This is a genomic window from Escherichia sp. TW09308 (assembly GCF_000208565.1).
In the GTDB taxonomy this organism is placed as follows: Bacteria; Pseudomonadota; Gammaproteobacteria; order Enterobacterales; family Enterobacteriaceae; genus Escherichia; species Escherichia marmotae.
Genome location: NZ_AEME01000001.1, coordinates 1542979 through 1558777, shown reverse-complemented (window position 1 = coordinate 1558777; position 15799 = coordinate 1542979). Strand labels below are relative to the sequence as shown.

Here is a 15799-nt window from a genome sequence, read left to right as displayed (position 1 = left end):
GCAGTTATGCCAATCATGCAAGCGAAGAGGAAAAGCCGCTATCAGACAGAAGATGAAAAACGCGGGAATAGCAGGAAATACTGAATGATTCAGATGAGTCTGAAGGGATGCCTGATGCGACACTTAACGCGTCTTATCAGGCTCACAAATCGTCCTCTTCCTGTAAGGGCGGATGAGGCGTTCACACCACATCCGCCAGTACAAGCCAATTAATGCAGTTTCAGACGCGGACGGATCACGCGGTTAATGCTACCTACCAGCATCATCAGCCCCGTTTTAAAGTAGCCATGCAGCGCAATCTGATGCATGCGGTACAGAGAAACGTACACAAAACGCGCAATACGTCCTTCAATCATCATCGAACCTCGGGTCAGGTTACCCATCAGGCTACCAACGGTAGAGAAGTTCGACAGTGATACCAGCGAACCGTGATCCTTATACTGATAATTTTTTAGTGGTTTACCGTTCATCTGCGCCAGAATATTGTTCATTGCGCAGGTAGCCATCTGATGTGCGGCCTGGGCGCGCGGCGGTACAAAGCCCCCTTCCGGACGCGGACACGACGCACAGTCGCCAATGGCATAAATGTTTGGATCGCGCGTGGTTTGCAGCGTCGGTTCCACCACCAGTTGGTTGATACGGTTGGTTTCCAGCCCACCAATATCTTTCAGGAAATCCGGCGCTTTAATTCCGGCAGCCCACACCATCAGATCGGCCTGAATATATTCGCCATCTTTAGTGTGCAAACCGCCTTCATCGGCACTGGTCACCATCGTTTGCGTCAGTACGCGAACGCCCAGTTTCGTTAACTCACTGTGAGCCGCAGCAGAGATACGTGGCGGCAATGCTGGCAAAATTCGCTCGCCCGCTTCCACCAGCGTTACATTCAGGGCTTCGTTAGTCAGCCCTTTGTAACCGTAACTATGTAGTTGTTTCACCGCATTGTGCAGTTCGGCAGAGAGTTCCACGCCAGTAGCGCCGCCGCCGACAATCGCAATGTTCACTTTGCCATTGGCGCCCAAATTAGCAGAGTACTTCAGGAACAGATTCAGCATCTCCTGGTGGAAACGACGCGCCTGGTGCGGGTTATCGAGGAAAATGCAGTTCTCTTTTACACCCGGCGTATTGAAATCGTTGGAGGTGCTGCCCAATGCCATTACCAGCGTGTCATAGGCAATTTTGCGTTCAGGCACCAGCAGTTCGCCTTTTTCGTCGCGCAGTTCAGCAATGGTGATTGTTTTCGCTTCACGATCGATATCAACCACAGAACCTAACTGGAACTGGAAACCATGATTACGTGCATGGGCCAGATAGCTCAGCGCATCAACGCCTTCATCGAGCGATCCAGTCGCCACTTCGTGCAGCAGCGGTTTCCACAGATGGCTGTGGTTACGATCTACCAGCGTAATTTTGGCTTTTTTCTTGCGCCCCAACTTATGTCCAAGCTGTGTCGCCATTTCCAGCCCACCAGCACCGCCGCCGACAATCACAATCTTTTTCAATGGCGTAGTCAACGTGACCTCCTTAAATTTATTAACCAATTGTTAATTAATGGTTATGATCATAGCCCTTAATTAACAGCAGGTTACAGTGATGAAAATGTTCTTCGCTATTGAGAATAACATGAATGGTGCATTGGTCATACCAAAATTGATGTGAATCAAGTTTTGTTGCTGAAAAGATAATCGGATTTACCGGATGAGATCAAAAAACACAGTGCTTTGTTTATTGTTCAAGCAGCTTCGGGAGAGTGAAACAGGGTGAGGTGTTAGGCCTGATAAGATGCACATCAGACATTGGTGCACGGCTGTCGGATGCGGCGTGGACGCCTTATCCGACCTACAGAATCCGGGGCGCATCAGATAGCGGCAAGGTTACCTGATGCGACCGATGATAGCTTTTAACCGAGGGTTTTGAACGCTTTAATACGCTGCAAATGCGGGGAGATGTTTTTGAACTTGTGCGTCTGCTCTTCGTCCCAGACAATCTCGTAATAATGATGCAACTCTTCAGATGTCCGCTGGCTATTAAGCGCTTCATCGTGACGCGACAAGATCACCAGGCAACGATCGCGATTCTTCTCGCGGAAGTTGGTCACACACTTAGTAGCAATATCAGCGTACTCTTCCGGGCGATCAATCTTCCCTTCCATGTTTTCATAAGGGAACAGATTAGGGTTGAAGATCACCTGGCGGATATCACAGAGAAAACCAATCCGCTCCGCCCAGTAACCACCCAGCCCAACACCGCAAATTAACGGGCGCTCGTCAACATTCAGTTGCAGCATTTTGTCCACTTCTTTGAGCAGATGCTGCATATCGTGTTTCGGGTGCAGAGTGCTGTAGCTTATCAGCCGTACATCGGGATCAATAAACTGCAATTGTAAGACTTTTTCGTGGTTACCCGGACTGTTAGAGTCAAAACCGTGTAAATAGATAATCATCGCTTCCTCACATAAGCCAGGGTTAGTGACTTGCTTTCTCTTCCTGCCAGCGTTCATGTAACTGATTCAGACGGGCGCTGATCTCTTTCCAGCGAGCCAAGTCCATCAGTTCCTGTCGCGAAAATGAACCTTTATGATACAAACGTGTAACACGTTCTGCCTTGATCGGTGACAGATTATCTAACACGCTGACGGCCCCTTTACGATTATTGCAGACCAGGATCATATCGCAACCCGCATCCAGTGATGCCTGCCCACGTTCAGCATAACTGCCCATAATCGCTGCGCCTTCCATCGATAAATCGTCAGAGAAAATCACACCGTCAAAACCCAGTTCCTGACGTAAAACGGTCTTAAGCCAGTGGGGAGATCCGCTCGCCGGACGCGGATCAACATCACTGTAGATCACATGCGCAGGCATAATGGCGTCGAGTTTATTTTCGCGAATTAACGTGCTGAAGACTGACATATCTTTGGCACGAATTTCCGCTTGCGGACGCGGATCACACGGCGTCTCTTTATGTGAGTCAGCAGTTACTGCGCCGTGACCAGGAAAGTGTTTACCGGTGGTTTTCATTCCGGCTTCATGCATACCATCAATAAATCGGCTGGCGATTGCGAGGGCTTTTTCTGGATCAGCATGATAAGAACGCTCACCAATCGCCGCGCTGATATGCCCTACGTCCAGCACTGGCGCAAAGCTGATATCAATATCCATAGCGATCATTTCGCTGGCCATTAACCAACCCGCCTCTTGCGCCAGTTTGCCACCCTCTTCCATTCCCAGCAGTGCAGCGAATGATTGCGCCGCCGGTAAGCAGGTAAAACCCTCACGAAAACGCTGCACACGCCCACCTTCCTGATCCACCGCCACCACCAGGTGATTGCGCGAAGCTGCTCGGATCTGACGCACCAGTTCGCGTAACTGCTCTGGATCGTGATAGTTACGCGTAAAGAGAATCAGCCCTCCGACCAGCGGATGCGCGAGAATCTCACGCTCTTCCGCGTCCAGTTCGTAACCTTCAACATCCAACATTACTGGACCCACACTGCTCTCCTTATTGTTTTATTGATAGCTGCCGCCAGGTGTCATTGGCCAGCCTGATAAATTGTTGATCGCCGGTTTGTTGCCAGCGGTACTCAAACCACCCTGCTTTCAGCATCAGCAACCAGGGAAACCAGCGCCTGACCTGACGCCACAATTGCGCCGGATTAATCTTCGCCCGCACGGCATAATCATTAACCAACCGTCGGTGCTGGTCAGTATTTTCCACCCACACCGCCGCCAGTTCCAGCGCGATATCGCCATCACCGGCATACTCCCAGTCGATGAGTTTTAACCCTGACGCGCTATGCACCAGGTTTCCGGCATGAACATCCATATGCAACGGACTCAGGCGTAGTGGCTGTGGTTCCCGCGCTTTGCGCAGACGTTTCAACATTCGCAGCCACCCCGTTGTTCGCCGCGCAGGATCGCTTTGCTGCCAGTACAGTTCCAGTAGCGGCAACAACGTTACTCGCCAGCCAAAACGCGGTTGTTGATGCAAATAATACAGCAAGCCAGCCAGTTCGTCGGTATCTGGCAATTGCGTTTTTACCTCGCCGGGTAAATAGTCAACCACCATCCAGCCACGAAGATATAAATGCGGCTTTGGCGCAAGGTATGCAGGTAATTGTGATAACACCCGATACTGACGTAAAAACGCGGACTGCGACGCATCAGGATCGTGCGGCTGACGCACAACAAAACGCTGATCCTTATATTCAATGAGAAAACTCCCGCCGCTAAGCCCATGATTAAACGTCGCGACGGGATGATACTGCGGAAAATAGCGCGACAGTAATTCGTCGCGCGTGATGGGATTATTGCTGCTGAACGGCACCTTTACCTGACCAAATATTTCGCCCGTCTGCACCAACATCAGTTGCATTTGTAGGGTCGGTGCATTGACGTTGCCAGAGGCACTGGAGTAAAGCACGTAATGAGCTCCGACATTGCGAGCAATGCCTATGGCTTTACTACGCGTGCCTAAGCTGTCCTGCGGCGACAAACCAAGCTGCTGCTTAGCCATAGAAAGCTGCTGAGCGGAAACAAGGGTAAATTTACCGTTATTGGCCAGCGCATTACGCAGCGTTTCAGTCGCTTCTCCGGTATTCAGCGAACCGTTAGTACGGTTGTTAACGCTATCAACCAGCAGAACGCTCCCCGCAGTCACGCCATCAGCCCCAAGCATCTTACTGACCATTGGTTGCATTGCGCCATTCCAGTCATAATGACGAATATGCGGTGCAGGAGGCGCGGTTTGATCTTCGTGCTCAATTGGCCCTGGCTGCTGCGGGATCGTCGGCACCGATGGCACCGATGGCACCGTGGGTACTGGCTGTTGCGGCTCGGCAGGTTGCTCCGGCGCAGGTTTCACCTCTTCTACCGGTGCGGGTTCACGTGGCCCCACACACCCGGCGAGAAACATCGCCAGCGCGGTGATTAAGGCGTAGCGACTCATTTTTGTCATCAAGATTCACCCCTTACAAATAAATATAAAGTCTGACTTTGTGCGCCCCAAGATAATTGGCGCTGCCGTACAGAGTCACCGCTGAACGCGCGGGAATCGTGACACTGCGTGGCGTTTCCAGAGGATGCATCTCCAGCCCTCTGGCGTCATACCAATAAAAACGATAATGAACGGTAACGGGTTCTTGCCTTTCGTTATAGAGCGTCGAGGATGCTGAAGACTGAATGTCAGACATTGAAAAAACAGGCTTTTCTGCGCTGATACCAGCAGCCAGAAGTGATGACTCCATCACCAGAGATTGTTCATCATTCACCGGAATTTCCGGATGTGAGCGACAACCCACCAGCAATAACAGCGCCAGAGACACCAGCCCAAAGCATCCTTTTCTCATCGTTACAGACCTTTATGCGCCAGCATTGGCCCCAACGGACGGCCACCCAGCAGGTGCATATGGATGTGGTACACCTCTTGTCCACCATGACGGTTGGTATTCATGATCAAACGGTAACCATCTTCGGCAATCCCTTCCTGCTCAGCGATTTTTGCCGCCACGGTGATCATGCGCCCCAGCGCCTGCTCATGCTCGGTTGACACGTCATTCACGGTAGGAATGAGGATATTAGGAATGATCAGAATATGTGTTGGCGCTTGCGGCGAAATATCGCGAAACGCCGTTACCAGATCATCCTGGTAAACGATATCGGAGGGGATCTCACGACGAATAATTTTGCTGAAAATAGTTTCTTCTGCCACGACATTTTCCTTTTTCATAATAGCCATGCGTTGCGCCATGCTACGCCGCGCCACACTGCGAGTATAGAGTATGGTCGAGTTAAACCCGCTCTTTCAACCTTAACTCACGATTTATTAAGCAAAAAATCGCTTTACTGCCGCATACATCGCTATTATTCCCATTTCCGCCTGCTAATGAACCGAAAACATGATTTCTCTTTAGTTTATATATTAAACAGGGATACACAGCCGCCATTGTTACCCGCCTGTATTGCGTTGGCATTATTCTTTCGCGCCGAAAACGACAGTTGATCTGTTCACCCGTTATCAGGTGACAAAAAACTTCTCGTTACAGGGGAACGTCAATAACCTGTTCGATAAAACCTATGATACCAACGTAGAAGGTTCTATCGTCTACGGTATACCGCGTAATTTCAGCATTACCGGAACGTACCCGTTCTGATTGGCGCCAATAAAAAAGGCAGCCATTCGGCTGCCTTAGTCTCCCCAACATCTTACGGATTAGTGGTTACGGATGTACTCATCCATTTCAGTTTTCAGGTTATCGGATTTAGTACCGAAAATCGCCTGAACACCAGAACCAGCAACCACTACGCCCGCTGCGCCCAGTTTTTTCAGGCCAGCCTGATCCACTTTGGACACATCAGCAACGCTGACGCGCAAACGGGTAATACATGCGTCGAGGTTAGTGATGTTTTCTTTACCGCCAAATGCGGCAACCAGAGCCGGTGCCATTTCGCTAGTACCGGTTGCTTTCGCATCTTCAGTTGCGTCTTCACGGCCCGGCGTTTTCAGATCCAGAGCTTTAATCAGCACGCGGAAGATAGTGTAGTAAACAATCGCATAACCGATACCGACAATCGGGAACAGCCACAGGTTGCTGCTGTTACCAGACAGTACGATAAAGTCAATCAGACCGTGCGAGAACGAAGTACCGTCACGCATCCCCAGCAGAATACAGATTGGGAATGCCAGACCTGCCAAAATCGCGTGGATGATGTACAGGATCGGCGCAACGAACATGAAGGAGAACTCGATCGGCTCGGTGATACCGGTCAGGAACGAGGTCAGTGCCGCGGAGATCATGATACCGCCCACTTTAGCGCGGTTTTCTGGTTTAGCAGAGTGCCAGATAGCAATCGCGGCAGCCGGCAGACCGTACATTTTGAACAGGAAGCCGCCAGACAGTTTACCCGCAGTCGGGTCACCCGCCATATAACGCGGAATATCGCCGTGGAACACCTGACCTGCGGCATTGGTGTATTCACCAATCTGCATCTGGAAAGGTACGTTCCAGATGTGGTGCAGACCAAACGGTACCAGGCAGCGTTCGATGAAGCCGTAGATACCAAACGCAACTACCGGGTTCTGGTAAGCAGCCCACTGGGAGAAGGTCTGGATTGCGGAACCAATTGGCGGCCAAATGAAGGACAGCACAACGCCAGTAAAGATGGCAGCCAGGCCAGAAATGATCGGCACAAAGCGTTTACCGGCAAAGAAGCCAAGATACTCAGGCAGCTTAATACGGTAGAAACGGTTAAACATGTACGCTGCAATCGCACCGGAGATGATCCCCCCGAGTACGCCTGTATCCGCCAGATGTTTAGCGGCAATTTCTTCAGCAGGTAAATGCAGTACCAGCGGCGCAACCACGGCCATGGTTTTTACCATGATGCCATAGGCAACAACTGCGGCCAGCGCAGATACGCCATCGTTATTGGTAAAGCCGAGGGCAACACCAATCGCAAAAATCAGTGGCATGTTTGCAAAGACGGAACCGCCTGCTTCTGCCATAACATGCGATACAACGGCGGGTAGCCAGCTGAAATTCGCGGAACCGACGCCCAGCAGAATACCTGCGATAGGCAGTACGGATACCGGCAGCATCAGCGATTTACCGACCTTTTGCAGGTTAGCAAATGCATTCTTAAACATAATTGAGAGTGCTCCTGAGTATGGGTGCTTTTTTAACGTTCTCACGCGTGGCAAGGGGGGAGAGCCTTACCGTATACAGGGCATCTAAGCGCCCCTTATTTATTACACAGAGTAAAATAATTCAATGTTGATTTGTTTGACGGTTATCACGTTTCAACTTCTGGTCATGAGAGAAGTTGCACATTTTGACAAAACATATGTCAAGATATTTCAAACGTGGTTATCCACCGCCCAATTTGCGGCGGTGAACTTTACTCGTTTTACCCATTAATTACGAGCTTAAAAAAAATTCATTCAACAGATGGATTGAAGGCGGGAAGCGTCGATGTGAAACAGACGGGCGAAGTTATCGGTGGTTACCTGCGCCAGTTCTTCAACGGCAACACCTTTCAACACAGCCATGTATTCTGCAACGTCACGAACCATCGCAGGTTGATTCTCTTTTCCTCGATGCGGTACGGGTGCCAGATAAGGTGAGTCAGTTTCGACCAACAACCGATCCAGAGGCACATAGCGCGCAGCATCGCGTAGTTGTTCCGCATTTCGGAAGGTCACAATGCCGGAGAAGGAGATGTAAAATCCGAGATCCAGTAACTTGCCCGCTGTTTCTCTGTCCTCTGTAAAACAGTGTAGTACGCCACCGCAATCCGTCACTCTTTCTTCGCGCAGAATTGCCAGCGTATCGGCACGGGCATCGCGCGTATGAACGATAACCGGTTTGTTCAGTTCGCGGCCAATCTGGATATGGTGAATAAAGGACTCTTGCTGACGCACTTTAGTTTCCGGCGTATAATAATAATCCAGCCCGGTTTCACCCAGCGCAACAACCCCCTCTTCTGCCGCCAGGCGGCGTAAATCTTCCACATCGTAGGGATCGTTCTGGTTGAGCGGATGTACACCGCAAGAAAATGCAACGTTGTCACGTTCGCCTACCAGATCTCGCATATGCAAGTAACCCGGTAATGTCGTGGCAACCGCCAGACAAAATTTCACATCGCGCGCGGCGGCTTTCGCCAGAACGTCATCCACGTCCTTATGCAAAGATTCATAATTCAGACCATCAAGATGGCAGTGTGAGTCGACTAAAAACATAATGTCTCTCTTAAAGATGAGGAACCGGTAACACAACGCCCGGTTGCAGGTAATGCTCAATACGCAGTAAAAGATCGGTGATGAGAAGCTCGCGGTTTACGCCTGTGACAGAAATTAACTGTTCACGACTTTGGCAAACATCCCCCAGTATAGCCTGCAGGCGAGAGGGAGAAAGCTGGTTTGCCAGCGCGGCGACAACGCCAGGAACATCAACATTGGTGACATGTGAGGCGTCATAATGGCGTTTGAGCGCATCCATCAACAAAGTTGCCAGCCAATGTAAACGCGCCGGAGCTTGTTCGTGATTAAGTGCCGACAACATCGAATACCAGTCGCCAGATTGCACGCTATGTGCCAACGCCTGACAAAGAGTCTCACGTGCCTGCCAGGTATCTCCCTGAAACAACACCAACGCCGCACCAGGCGAACCGGCGCTCAGGCGCAATGCGGTGAGTATGGCCTCTGGTGACATTGTCACTTCACGCGCAAGCCAGCTCACCGCGTACTGTTCTGGCGGTGGTGCAAGGTAATGCAAGCGACAACGGCTGCGCAGTGTGGCCAGTAAGCGTTCAATTTCTCGTGTAGCGAGGAAAAACCAGGTTTCCGCTGGCGGCTCTTCCAGAGTTTTCAGCAAGGCATTAGCAGCAGCATCAGTCAGCAAGGCGGCATCGGTGACCCAGACAACTTTTGCACCGCCTAAGCGTGCGTGCTCATTCAATTTTTCAGTGACTTCACGCACAGCATCAATGCCCAGCGCGTTCTTTCCTTTTTCAGGTGCAAGAGTGTAATAATCGGGATGTGTCCCCGCCTGCATCAACTGGCATCCACGACAGTGACCACAGCTTTTGTGGCCCTGCGGTTGTTGGCAAAGTAAATAACGGCTCAGAGCATAGATTAAGGCATCATCGCCCATACCGGGTAACGCCTGAATCAGTAGCGCATGGTGACCCCTTCCGGCCTGATAGCTGGCTACCAGTTTTTCGAAATCAGGTCGTAACCATGGATACCATCTCATGCGTCCTGCTCCTTAACCCAGTGAGTCACGGTGGTGCGAATCGCGTCCATAACGGCTTCCAGCGGCTGGGTAGCATCAATGGTATGAATGCTTTTATCTTGTGCGGCCAGTTCCAGGTAGCGGGCGCGGGTACGATTAAAGAAATCAAAAGACTCTTGCTCAATGCGATCCAGCTCGCCACGCGCACGTGCGCGCTTAAGGCCGACTTCTGGGGTAACATCGAGATAGAGCGTTAAGTCAGGACGAAAATCCCCAAGAACGGCATCACGTAACGTTGCCAGCATATGCTGGTCAATACCACGGCCACCGCCCTGATACGCCTGAGTGGAGAGATCGTGGCGATCGCCAATCACCCAGGTTCCATTAGCCAGCGCGGGTTTGATGACAGTCTCGACCAACTGAACGCGCGCGGCATAAAACATCAGCACTTCGGCTTTATCGGTAATGACTTCATCGCCTACCGATTTGATATCCAGCACCAGGCTTCTTAACTTTTCGGCAAGTTGCGTGCCGCCAGGTTCCCGAGTGAAAACCATGTCACGGATACCCAGTTGCTCAAGCGTCTCGACCACCACGTTACGCGCGGTAGTTTTGCCTGCACCTTCCAGCCCTTCAATGACGATATACTTACTGCGCATTTTTTTCCTTAAGCACTTTCAGATAATCCTGCACAGACTTGTTATGACTGGCAAGATTGGTATTAAACGTGTGACCGCCTTTACCATCGGCCACAAAATAGAGATACGGCGTTTTTGCCGGATGCGCAGCAGCCTTCAGCGAATCCGCCCCCGGCGTTGCAATTGCGCCTGGCGGCAGACCGGTAATGGTATAAGTGTTATACGCTGTTGGTGCTTCCAGATCTGCACGGGAGAGCTTGCCATTATAACGCTCTCCCATCCCGTAAATCACCGTCGGGTCGGTCTGCAGACGCATGCCAATACGTAAACGGTTGATAAATACCGAGGCAACCTGATCGCGTTCACTGGCAACGGCCGTTTCTTTTTCGATAATCGACGCCATGGTCACCAGTTGGTTTTTATCTTTATAGGGCAGCCCATCTGCACGACCTTCCCAGGCGCTATCGACCGCTTTCACCATTTTCTTGTGCGCTCGTTTGAGTAACGCGACATCAGTGGTATTGGCGGTATACATCCAGGTATCTGGCCAGAACCAGCCTTCAATCCACTCCGGGTTTTCCAGCTCCAGCGCCTGTGCCACGGTGGCGTATTTATCGTCGCTCAACGTGTGCTTAACATACGGTGCCTCACGCAATTGTTTGAGGTAATCGCTCAGACGCATCCCTTCCACCAGGCGTAGCGGGAACTGCGCTTCTTTACCGCTTTCCAGCAATTTCAGCATCTCGCGCACGGTCATCTGTGGTGTAAAACGGTAAGTACCGGCTTTGAAATGAGAAAGATCCGGCTCGATACGCAGCAACCATTGAAATACACGTGGGCGATTGATGATCTTATCGGCATAAAGTTGTTCACCGAGCCCCCGTCGCCCGGTCCCCGGTTTCAAGGTAAATATAGTCTCTTCTTTAATAAGTAATTTGCTGTCAGCAAGGTGGCGAACTTTCCAGACGCCCACACCAGCAGCGATACCCAGTACCACCAGCAATAACAAGACAATCAATAACACTTTTTTCATGACTAATTCGGGTGCTCACAAAGTGGGGCTAAATATTCATATAGCGTTGTTGACGAAAAGGAGACATCGTCACAAGCGCGTACAGGGATAATCGGCATTAGCGCATTACAAACTATCATCTCATCCGCCTGCATCACTTCTTCCAGTGTGGCTTGCACTTCGACAACCTGATAAGAGGATTGTGCCAGTAAACGAATACAGAATTGTCGCATAACGCCGTTGACACCAGCCTGATCCAGACGCGGCGTATAAACTACGTTGTTCTTGCGCCAGAACAAATTAGCCGCACAGCATTCCGTAACCCACCCTTCGCTGTCAAGAACCAGCGCCTCATCAGCGTTTGTCTGCTCAAGATGAGAGCGGATCAGTACTTGCTCAAGGCGATTCAGATGTTTAATACCTGCAAGATGAGGATTGCGCCCCAGCCGCACCGGGCTTAGCGCCAGCGTCATCCCCTCGTTACGCAAACGGTCGTAATGTGCTGGATAAGCCGTAACTGAAAGCATCCGCGTTGCCGGGCCACTGTTCAATGCGCTGTACCCTCGCCCGCCACTGCCGCGACTGATCACCACTTTCAGCACACCATTCTGCTGCTCTGCCGCCAGAATTTTCATCTCTTGCTCAAGCTGGCACCAGAAGTCACAGGTGATCATTAAGCGCTGACAGGCTTCCTGTAGCCTCGTGATGTGAGCGGATAATAAGCTGACTTTTCTGTCGATAATTCTGGCTGTGGTGAAACAGCCATCGCCAAATTGCGTAGCCCGATCGCTCGCTGCCAGCGAATCCTGTTTATGACCGTTAATTAAGAACATACCGGCTCCTTATCAGAGGATTGTTAGTGTGGCAGCATGTTCTCTACGGAACAAGTCTGAATAAAACCTAAGAAAAAAGGCCCGCAAGCGGACCTTTTATAATGGTGAAAAATGGCAGATTAGATCTTTTTAAAGATCAAAGAGCCATTGGTGCCACCGAAGCCGAAGGAGTTACACAGGGTGTACTCCATTCCGCTTACCTGGCGCGCTTCATGCGGCACAAAATCCAGGTCGCAGCCTTCATCCGGGTTATCCAGGTTGATGGTCGGCGGAACAGCCTGATCGCGCAGGGCCAGGATGGAGTAGATAGACTCTACTGCACCCGCTGCACCTAACAGGTGACCAGTCATGGATTTCGTGGAACTTACCAGCACACGGCTTGCAGCTTCACCGAAGATGGTTTTCACTGCCTGCGCTTCGGCCTTATCGCCTGCTGGCGTTGAAGTACCGTGCGCGTTAACGTAGCCAATCTGGCTCGCTTCAATGCCTGCATCACGCAAAGCATTCGCCATTGCCAGTGCTGCGCCTGCGCCATTTTCCGGCGGCGACGTCATATGGTAGGCATCGCTGCTCATACCAAAGCCGACAAGTTCAGCGTAAATTTTCGCACCGCGTTTTTTTGCGTGTTCGTACTCTTCGAGCACCAGCATACCGGCGCCATCGCCCAGTACGAAACCATCACGCTCTTTATCCCACGGGCGGCTGGCCGCTTGCGGGTTATCATTGCGGGTAGATAATGCACGTGCCGCGCCGAAACCACCAACGCCCAGCGGCGTACTGGCTTTCTCTGCGCCACCTGCAACCATCACGTCAGCATCGCCATACGCGATAATACGCGCAGCATGGCCAATGTTATGCACGCCAGACGTACAGGCGGTCGCGATAGAGATGCTTGGGCCACGCAGGCCATACATGATAGTCAGGTGACCTGCCACCATGTTCACAATCGTTGACGGAACGAAGAATGGGCTGATCTTACGTGGACCACCGTTCATCAGAGATGTGTGGTTTTCTTCGATCAGTCCGAGGCCGCCAATCCCGGAGCCAATTGCGGCACCAATGCGGGTTGCGTTCTCTTCCGTTATTTCAAGGCCAGAATCCTGCATGGCCTGAACGCCAGCGACAATTCCATATTGAATGAAGGCATCCATCTTGCGCTGTTCTTTGCGCGAGATAATGTCCTCACAGTTAAAATCCTTTACTAAGCCAGCAAATTTCGTTGCATAGGCGCTAGTATCGAAATGGTCGATTAGGCTGATGCCACTCTGACCGGCAAGCAGAGCTTTCCAGGTAGACTCTACGGTATTGCCGACAGGAGACAACATGCCCAGTCCGGTCACAACTACACGACGCTTAGACACGTTTGTCCTCCAGGGAGGGAAAAAAATGATTCTAGTGGGACAAAAAGATAAAACTCAGGCGGTCGAACGACCGCCTGGAGATGTTCACTTACGCCTGGTGGCCGTTGATGTAATCAATGGCAGCCTGAACGGTGGTGATTTTCTCAGCTTCTTCGTCCGGAATCTCAGTATCAAACTCTTCTTCCAGAGCCATTACCAGCTCAACGGTGTCAAGAGAATCCGCGCCCAGGTCTTCAACGAAAGAAGCATTGTTGGTAACTTCTTCCTGCTTAACGCCCAGCTGTTCGCCGATAATTTTCTTAACGCGTTCTTCGATAGTGCTCATACTCTTAAATTTCCTATCAAAACTCGCTTTCGCGATGGTTTTCGTAGTGTATAAAATGTTGAAAAATTTGCAACTAAATCCCGGCAGGTCTTACCACGATTTTACGCTATTTTGAGGCCATACCCCCCAACAACGCAAATCATTTTGCACTAATTATTACTCATAACCACGCAGACTGCGCGCAACATGAGCATTTTGTGCAATTCGCGGTCAGACCATGTACATCCCGCCGTTCACATGCAAAGTTTCACCCGTGATGTAAGCTGCTTCGTCGGATGCCAGGAATGCAACCGCGTTGGCGATTTCCTGTGCGCCGCCAAGGCGACCCGCAGGAACCTGCGCCAGGATACCCGCACGCTGGTCATCGCTCAGCGCACGTGTCATGTCCGTTTCAATAAAGCCCGGAGCAACAACGTTTACAGTAATACCGCGTGACGCAACTTCGCGCGCCAGTGATTTACTGAAGCCGATCAAGCCCGCTTTCGCCGCAGCGTAGTTGGCCTGACCGCCATTTCCCATGGTACCAACCACAGAACCGATAGTGATAATACGACCATGACGCTTTTTCATCATAGCGCGCATTACCGCTTTTGACAGACGGAAAACAGATGAAAGGTTGGTTTCGATAATATCGTTCCACTCATCATCTTTCATTCGCATTAACAGGTTATCACGAGTGATACCGGCATTATTGACCAGGATATCGACTTCACCAAATTCTGCGCGAATTTTTTCCAGAACAGATTCGATAGATGCCGGGTCGGTCACATTCAACATCAGACCTTTACCGTTAGCACCTAAATAATCACTGATCGCCTGAGCGCCGCTTTCACTGGTCGCAGTGCCGATAACTTTCGCACCACGGGCTGCGAGCGTTTCAGCAATTGCGCGGCCAATCCCACGGCTTGCACCGGTTACCAGTGCGATTTTTCCTTCAAAATTCATGATTTTCCTCTTTTAAAGCTCGAGCGCCGCTGCCATCGCTGAAGGTTCATTCAGCGCCGAGGCGGTCAGGGTGTCGACAATGCGTTTTGTCAGGCCAGTAAGCACTTTGCCCGGGCCGACTTCATAAAGATGTTCTACGCCTTGCGTTGCCATGTATTCAACGGACTTCGTCCACTGAACTGGGTTATAAAGCTGGCGCACCAGGGCATCACGGATGGCATCACCATTGGTTTCGCATTTCACATCAACGTTGTTCACAACCGGAACGGTTGGGGCGTTAAAAGTGATTTTTGCTAATTCAACAGCCAGCTTGTCGGCAGCCGGTTTCATCAACGCACAATGAGACGGAACGCTCACTGGCAACGGCAACGCACGTTTTGCGCCAGCAGCTTTACAGGCAGCACCTGCACGCTCAACCGCTTCTTTATGACCGGCAATAACCACCTGGCCCGGAGAGTTGAAGTTTACCGGAGAAACCACCTGGCCTTCCGCTGCTTCTTCACAAGCCTTAGCAATAGACGCATCATCCAGACCGATGATTGCCGCCATTGCGCCAGTCCCTTCCGGTACAGCTTCCTGCATGAACTTGCCGCGCATCTCAACCAGACGCACCGCATCAGCAAAATCAATCACACCAGCACAAACCAGCGCGGAGTATTCGCCCAGGCTGTGACCAGCCATCATTGCTGGAGCTTTGCCGCCTTGCTGCTGCCATACGCGATACAGCGCAACAGATGCAGCTAACAGTGCTGGCTGGGTTTGCCAGGTTTTATTCAGTTCTTCGGCTGGCCCCTGCTGGGTCAGCGCCCACAGGTCGTAGCCCAGCGCTGCAGAAGCTTCAGCAAGCGTTTCTTCAACAATGGGATAGCTCGCCGCCATATCAGCCAGCATTCCAACGGTTTGAGAACCCTGTCCAGGGAACACAAATGCAAATTGCGTCATCTTTAAATCCTTA

The 15799-nt window shown here is 51.2% G+C and carries 16 protein-coding genes and 2 pseudogenes; 1 reads left to right on the top strand and 17 read right to left on the bottom strand.

Annotated features, from left to right (window positions below; translation table 11 throughout):
* Positions 1-209: 209 nt before the first annotated feature.
* The 7 genes and pseudogenes from ndh to hinT form a co-directional block, all read right to left on the bottom strand.
* Positions 210-1514 carry an NADH-quinone dehydrogenase gene (ndh, locus tag ESM_RS0107615; protein ID WP_010377285.1) on the bottom strand — a complete coding sequence of 435 codons (1305 nt, stop codon included), beginning with the start codon at positions 1512-1514 and terminating at the stop codon, positions 210-212.
* A 386-nt stretch (positions 1515-1900) separates the two neighbouring features.
* Positions 1901-2443 carry an alpha/beta hydrolase YcfP gene (gene ycfP / locus ESM_RS0107610; protein ID WP_000587920.1) on the bottom strand — a complete coding sequence of 181 codons (543 nt, stop codon included), beginning with the start codon at positions 2441-2443 and terminating at the stop codon, positions 1901-1903.
* Positions 2444-2465: 22 nt separating this feature from the next.
* Positions 2466-3491: a beta-N-acetylhexosaminidase gene (gene nagZ, locus ESM_RS0107605; protein WP_000529327.1), complete on the bottom strand. Its 1026-nt coding sequence runs from the start codon at positions 3489-3491 to the stop codon at positions 2466-2468.
* 10 nt (positions 3492-3501) lie between these two features.
* Positions 3502-4326: a thiamine kinase gene (gene thiK, locus ESM_RS1000000128355; RefSeq protein ID WP_001516193.1), complete on the bottom strand. Its 825-nt coding sequence runs from the start codon at positions 4324-4326 to the stop codon at positions 3502-3504.
* Positions 4307-4956: pseudogene (gene lpoB, locus ESM_RS1000000128350) on the bottom strand (penicillin-binding protein activator LpoB). The gene thiK and the pseudogene lpoB overlap by 20 nt, the downstream one beginning before the upstream one ends.
* A 13-nt stretch (positions 4957-4969) precedes the next feature.
* Positions 4970-5347: a YcfL family protein gene (locus ESM_RS0107590; protein ID WP_001225274.1), complete on the bottom strand. Its 378-nt coding sequence runs from the start codon at positions 5345-5347 to the stop codon at positions 4970-4972.
* A 2-nt stretch (positions 5348-5349) separates the two neighbouring features.
* Positions 5350-5709: a purine nucleoside phosphoramidase gene (gene hinT / locus ESM_RS0107585; RefSeq protein ID WP_010377279.1), complete on the bottom strand. Its 360-nt coding sequence runs from the start codon at positions 5707-5709 to the stop codon at positions 5350-5352.
* Between the two features lie 286 nt (positions 5710-5995).
* Here hinT and ESM_RS01000000124305 point away from each other — a divergent pair.
* Positions 5996-6151: pseudogene (locus ESM_RS01000000124305) on the top strand (TonB-dependent siderophore receptor); the annotation flags it as partial.
* Between the two features lie 59 nt (positions 6152-6210).
* Here ESM_RS01000000124305 and ptsG read toward each other — a convergent pair.
* The 10 genes from ptsG to fabD form a co-directional block, all read right to left on the bottom strand.
* Complete coding sequence (gene ptsG / locus ESM_RS0107575) at positions 6211-7644, bottom strand: PTS glucose transporter subunit IIBC (RefSeq protein ID WP_000475699.1); 1434 nt, start codon at positions 7642-7644, stop codon at positions 6211-6213.
* 294 nt (positions 7645-7938) lie between these two features.
* A complete protein-coding gene (locus ESM_RS0107570; protein WP_000480281.1) occupies positions 7939-8736 on the bottom strand; it encodes a metal-dependent hydrolase in 798 nt (265 codons plus the stop codon).
* A 10-nt stretch (positions 8737-8746) separates the two neighbouring features.
* Positions 8747-9751 (bottom strand): DNA polymerase III subunit delta', encoded by a 1005-nt coding sequence (holB, locus tag ESM_RS0107565; RefSeq protein ID WP_001267909.1) that lies wholly within the window; start codon positions 9749-9751, stop codon positions 8747-8749.
* Positions 9748-10389 carry a dTMP kinase gene (gene tmk, locus ESM_RS0107560; RefSeq protein ID WP_001257001.1) on the bottom strand — a complete coding sequence of 214 codons (642 nt, stop codon included), beginning with the start codon at positions 10387-10389 and terminating at the stop codon, positions 9748-9750. Before tmk ends, holB begins: the two co-directional genes overlap by 4 nt.
* The gene (gene yceG, locus ESM_RS0107555) at positions 10379-11401 is read right to left on the bottom strand and encodes a cell division protein YceG (protein WP_000756887.1); all 1023 of its coding nucleotides are present in this window, start codon (positions 11399-11401) and stop codon (positions 10379-10381) included. Before yceG ends, tmk begins: the two co-directional genes overlap by 11 nt.
* 2 nt (positions 11402-11403) lie before the next feature.
* Positions 11404-12213, bottom strand: a complete 810-nt coding sequence (pabC, locus tag ESM_RS0107550; protein WP_000478662.1) for an aminodeoxychorismate lyase — start codon at positions 12211-12213, stop codon at positions 11404-11406.
* A gap of 119 nt (positions 12214-12332) precedes the next feature.
* Positions 12333-13574, bottom strand: a complete 1242-nt coding sequence (gene fabF / locus ESM_RS0107545; RefSeq protein ID WP_000044679.1) for a beta-ketoacyl-ACP synthase II — start codon at positions 13572-13574, stop codon at positions 12333-12335.
* A gap of 88 nt (positions 13575-13662) precedes the next feature.
* Complete coding sequence (gene acpP / locus ESM_RS0107540) at positions 13663-13899, bottom strand: acyl carrier protein (RefSeq protein WP_000103754.1); 237 nt, start codon at positions 13897-13899, stop codon at positions 13663-13665.
* A gap of 210 nt (positions 13900-14109) precedes the next feature.
* Entirely contained in the window at positions 14110-14844 is a 735-nt protein-coding gene (fabG, locus tag ESM_RS0107535; RefSeq protein ID WP_001008542.1) for a 3-oxoacyl-ACP reductase FabG, read from the bottom strand.
* Positions 14845-14856: 12 nt separating this feature from the next.
* Complete coding sequence (gene fabD / locus ESM_RS0107530) at positions 14857-15786, bottom strand: ACP S-malonyltransferase (protein ID WP_000191390.1); 930 nt, start codon at positions 15784-15786, stop codon at positions 14857-14859.
* Positions 15787-15799: the final 13 nt, after the last annotated feature.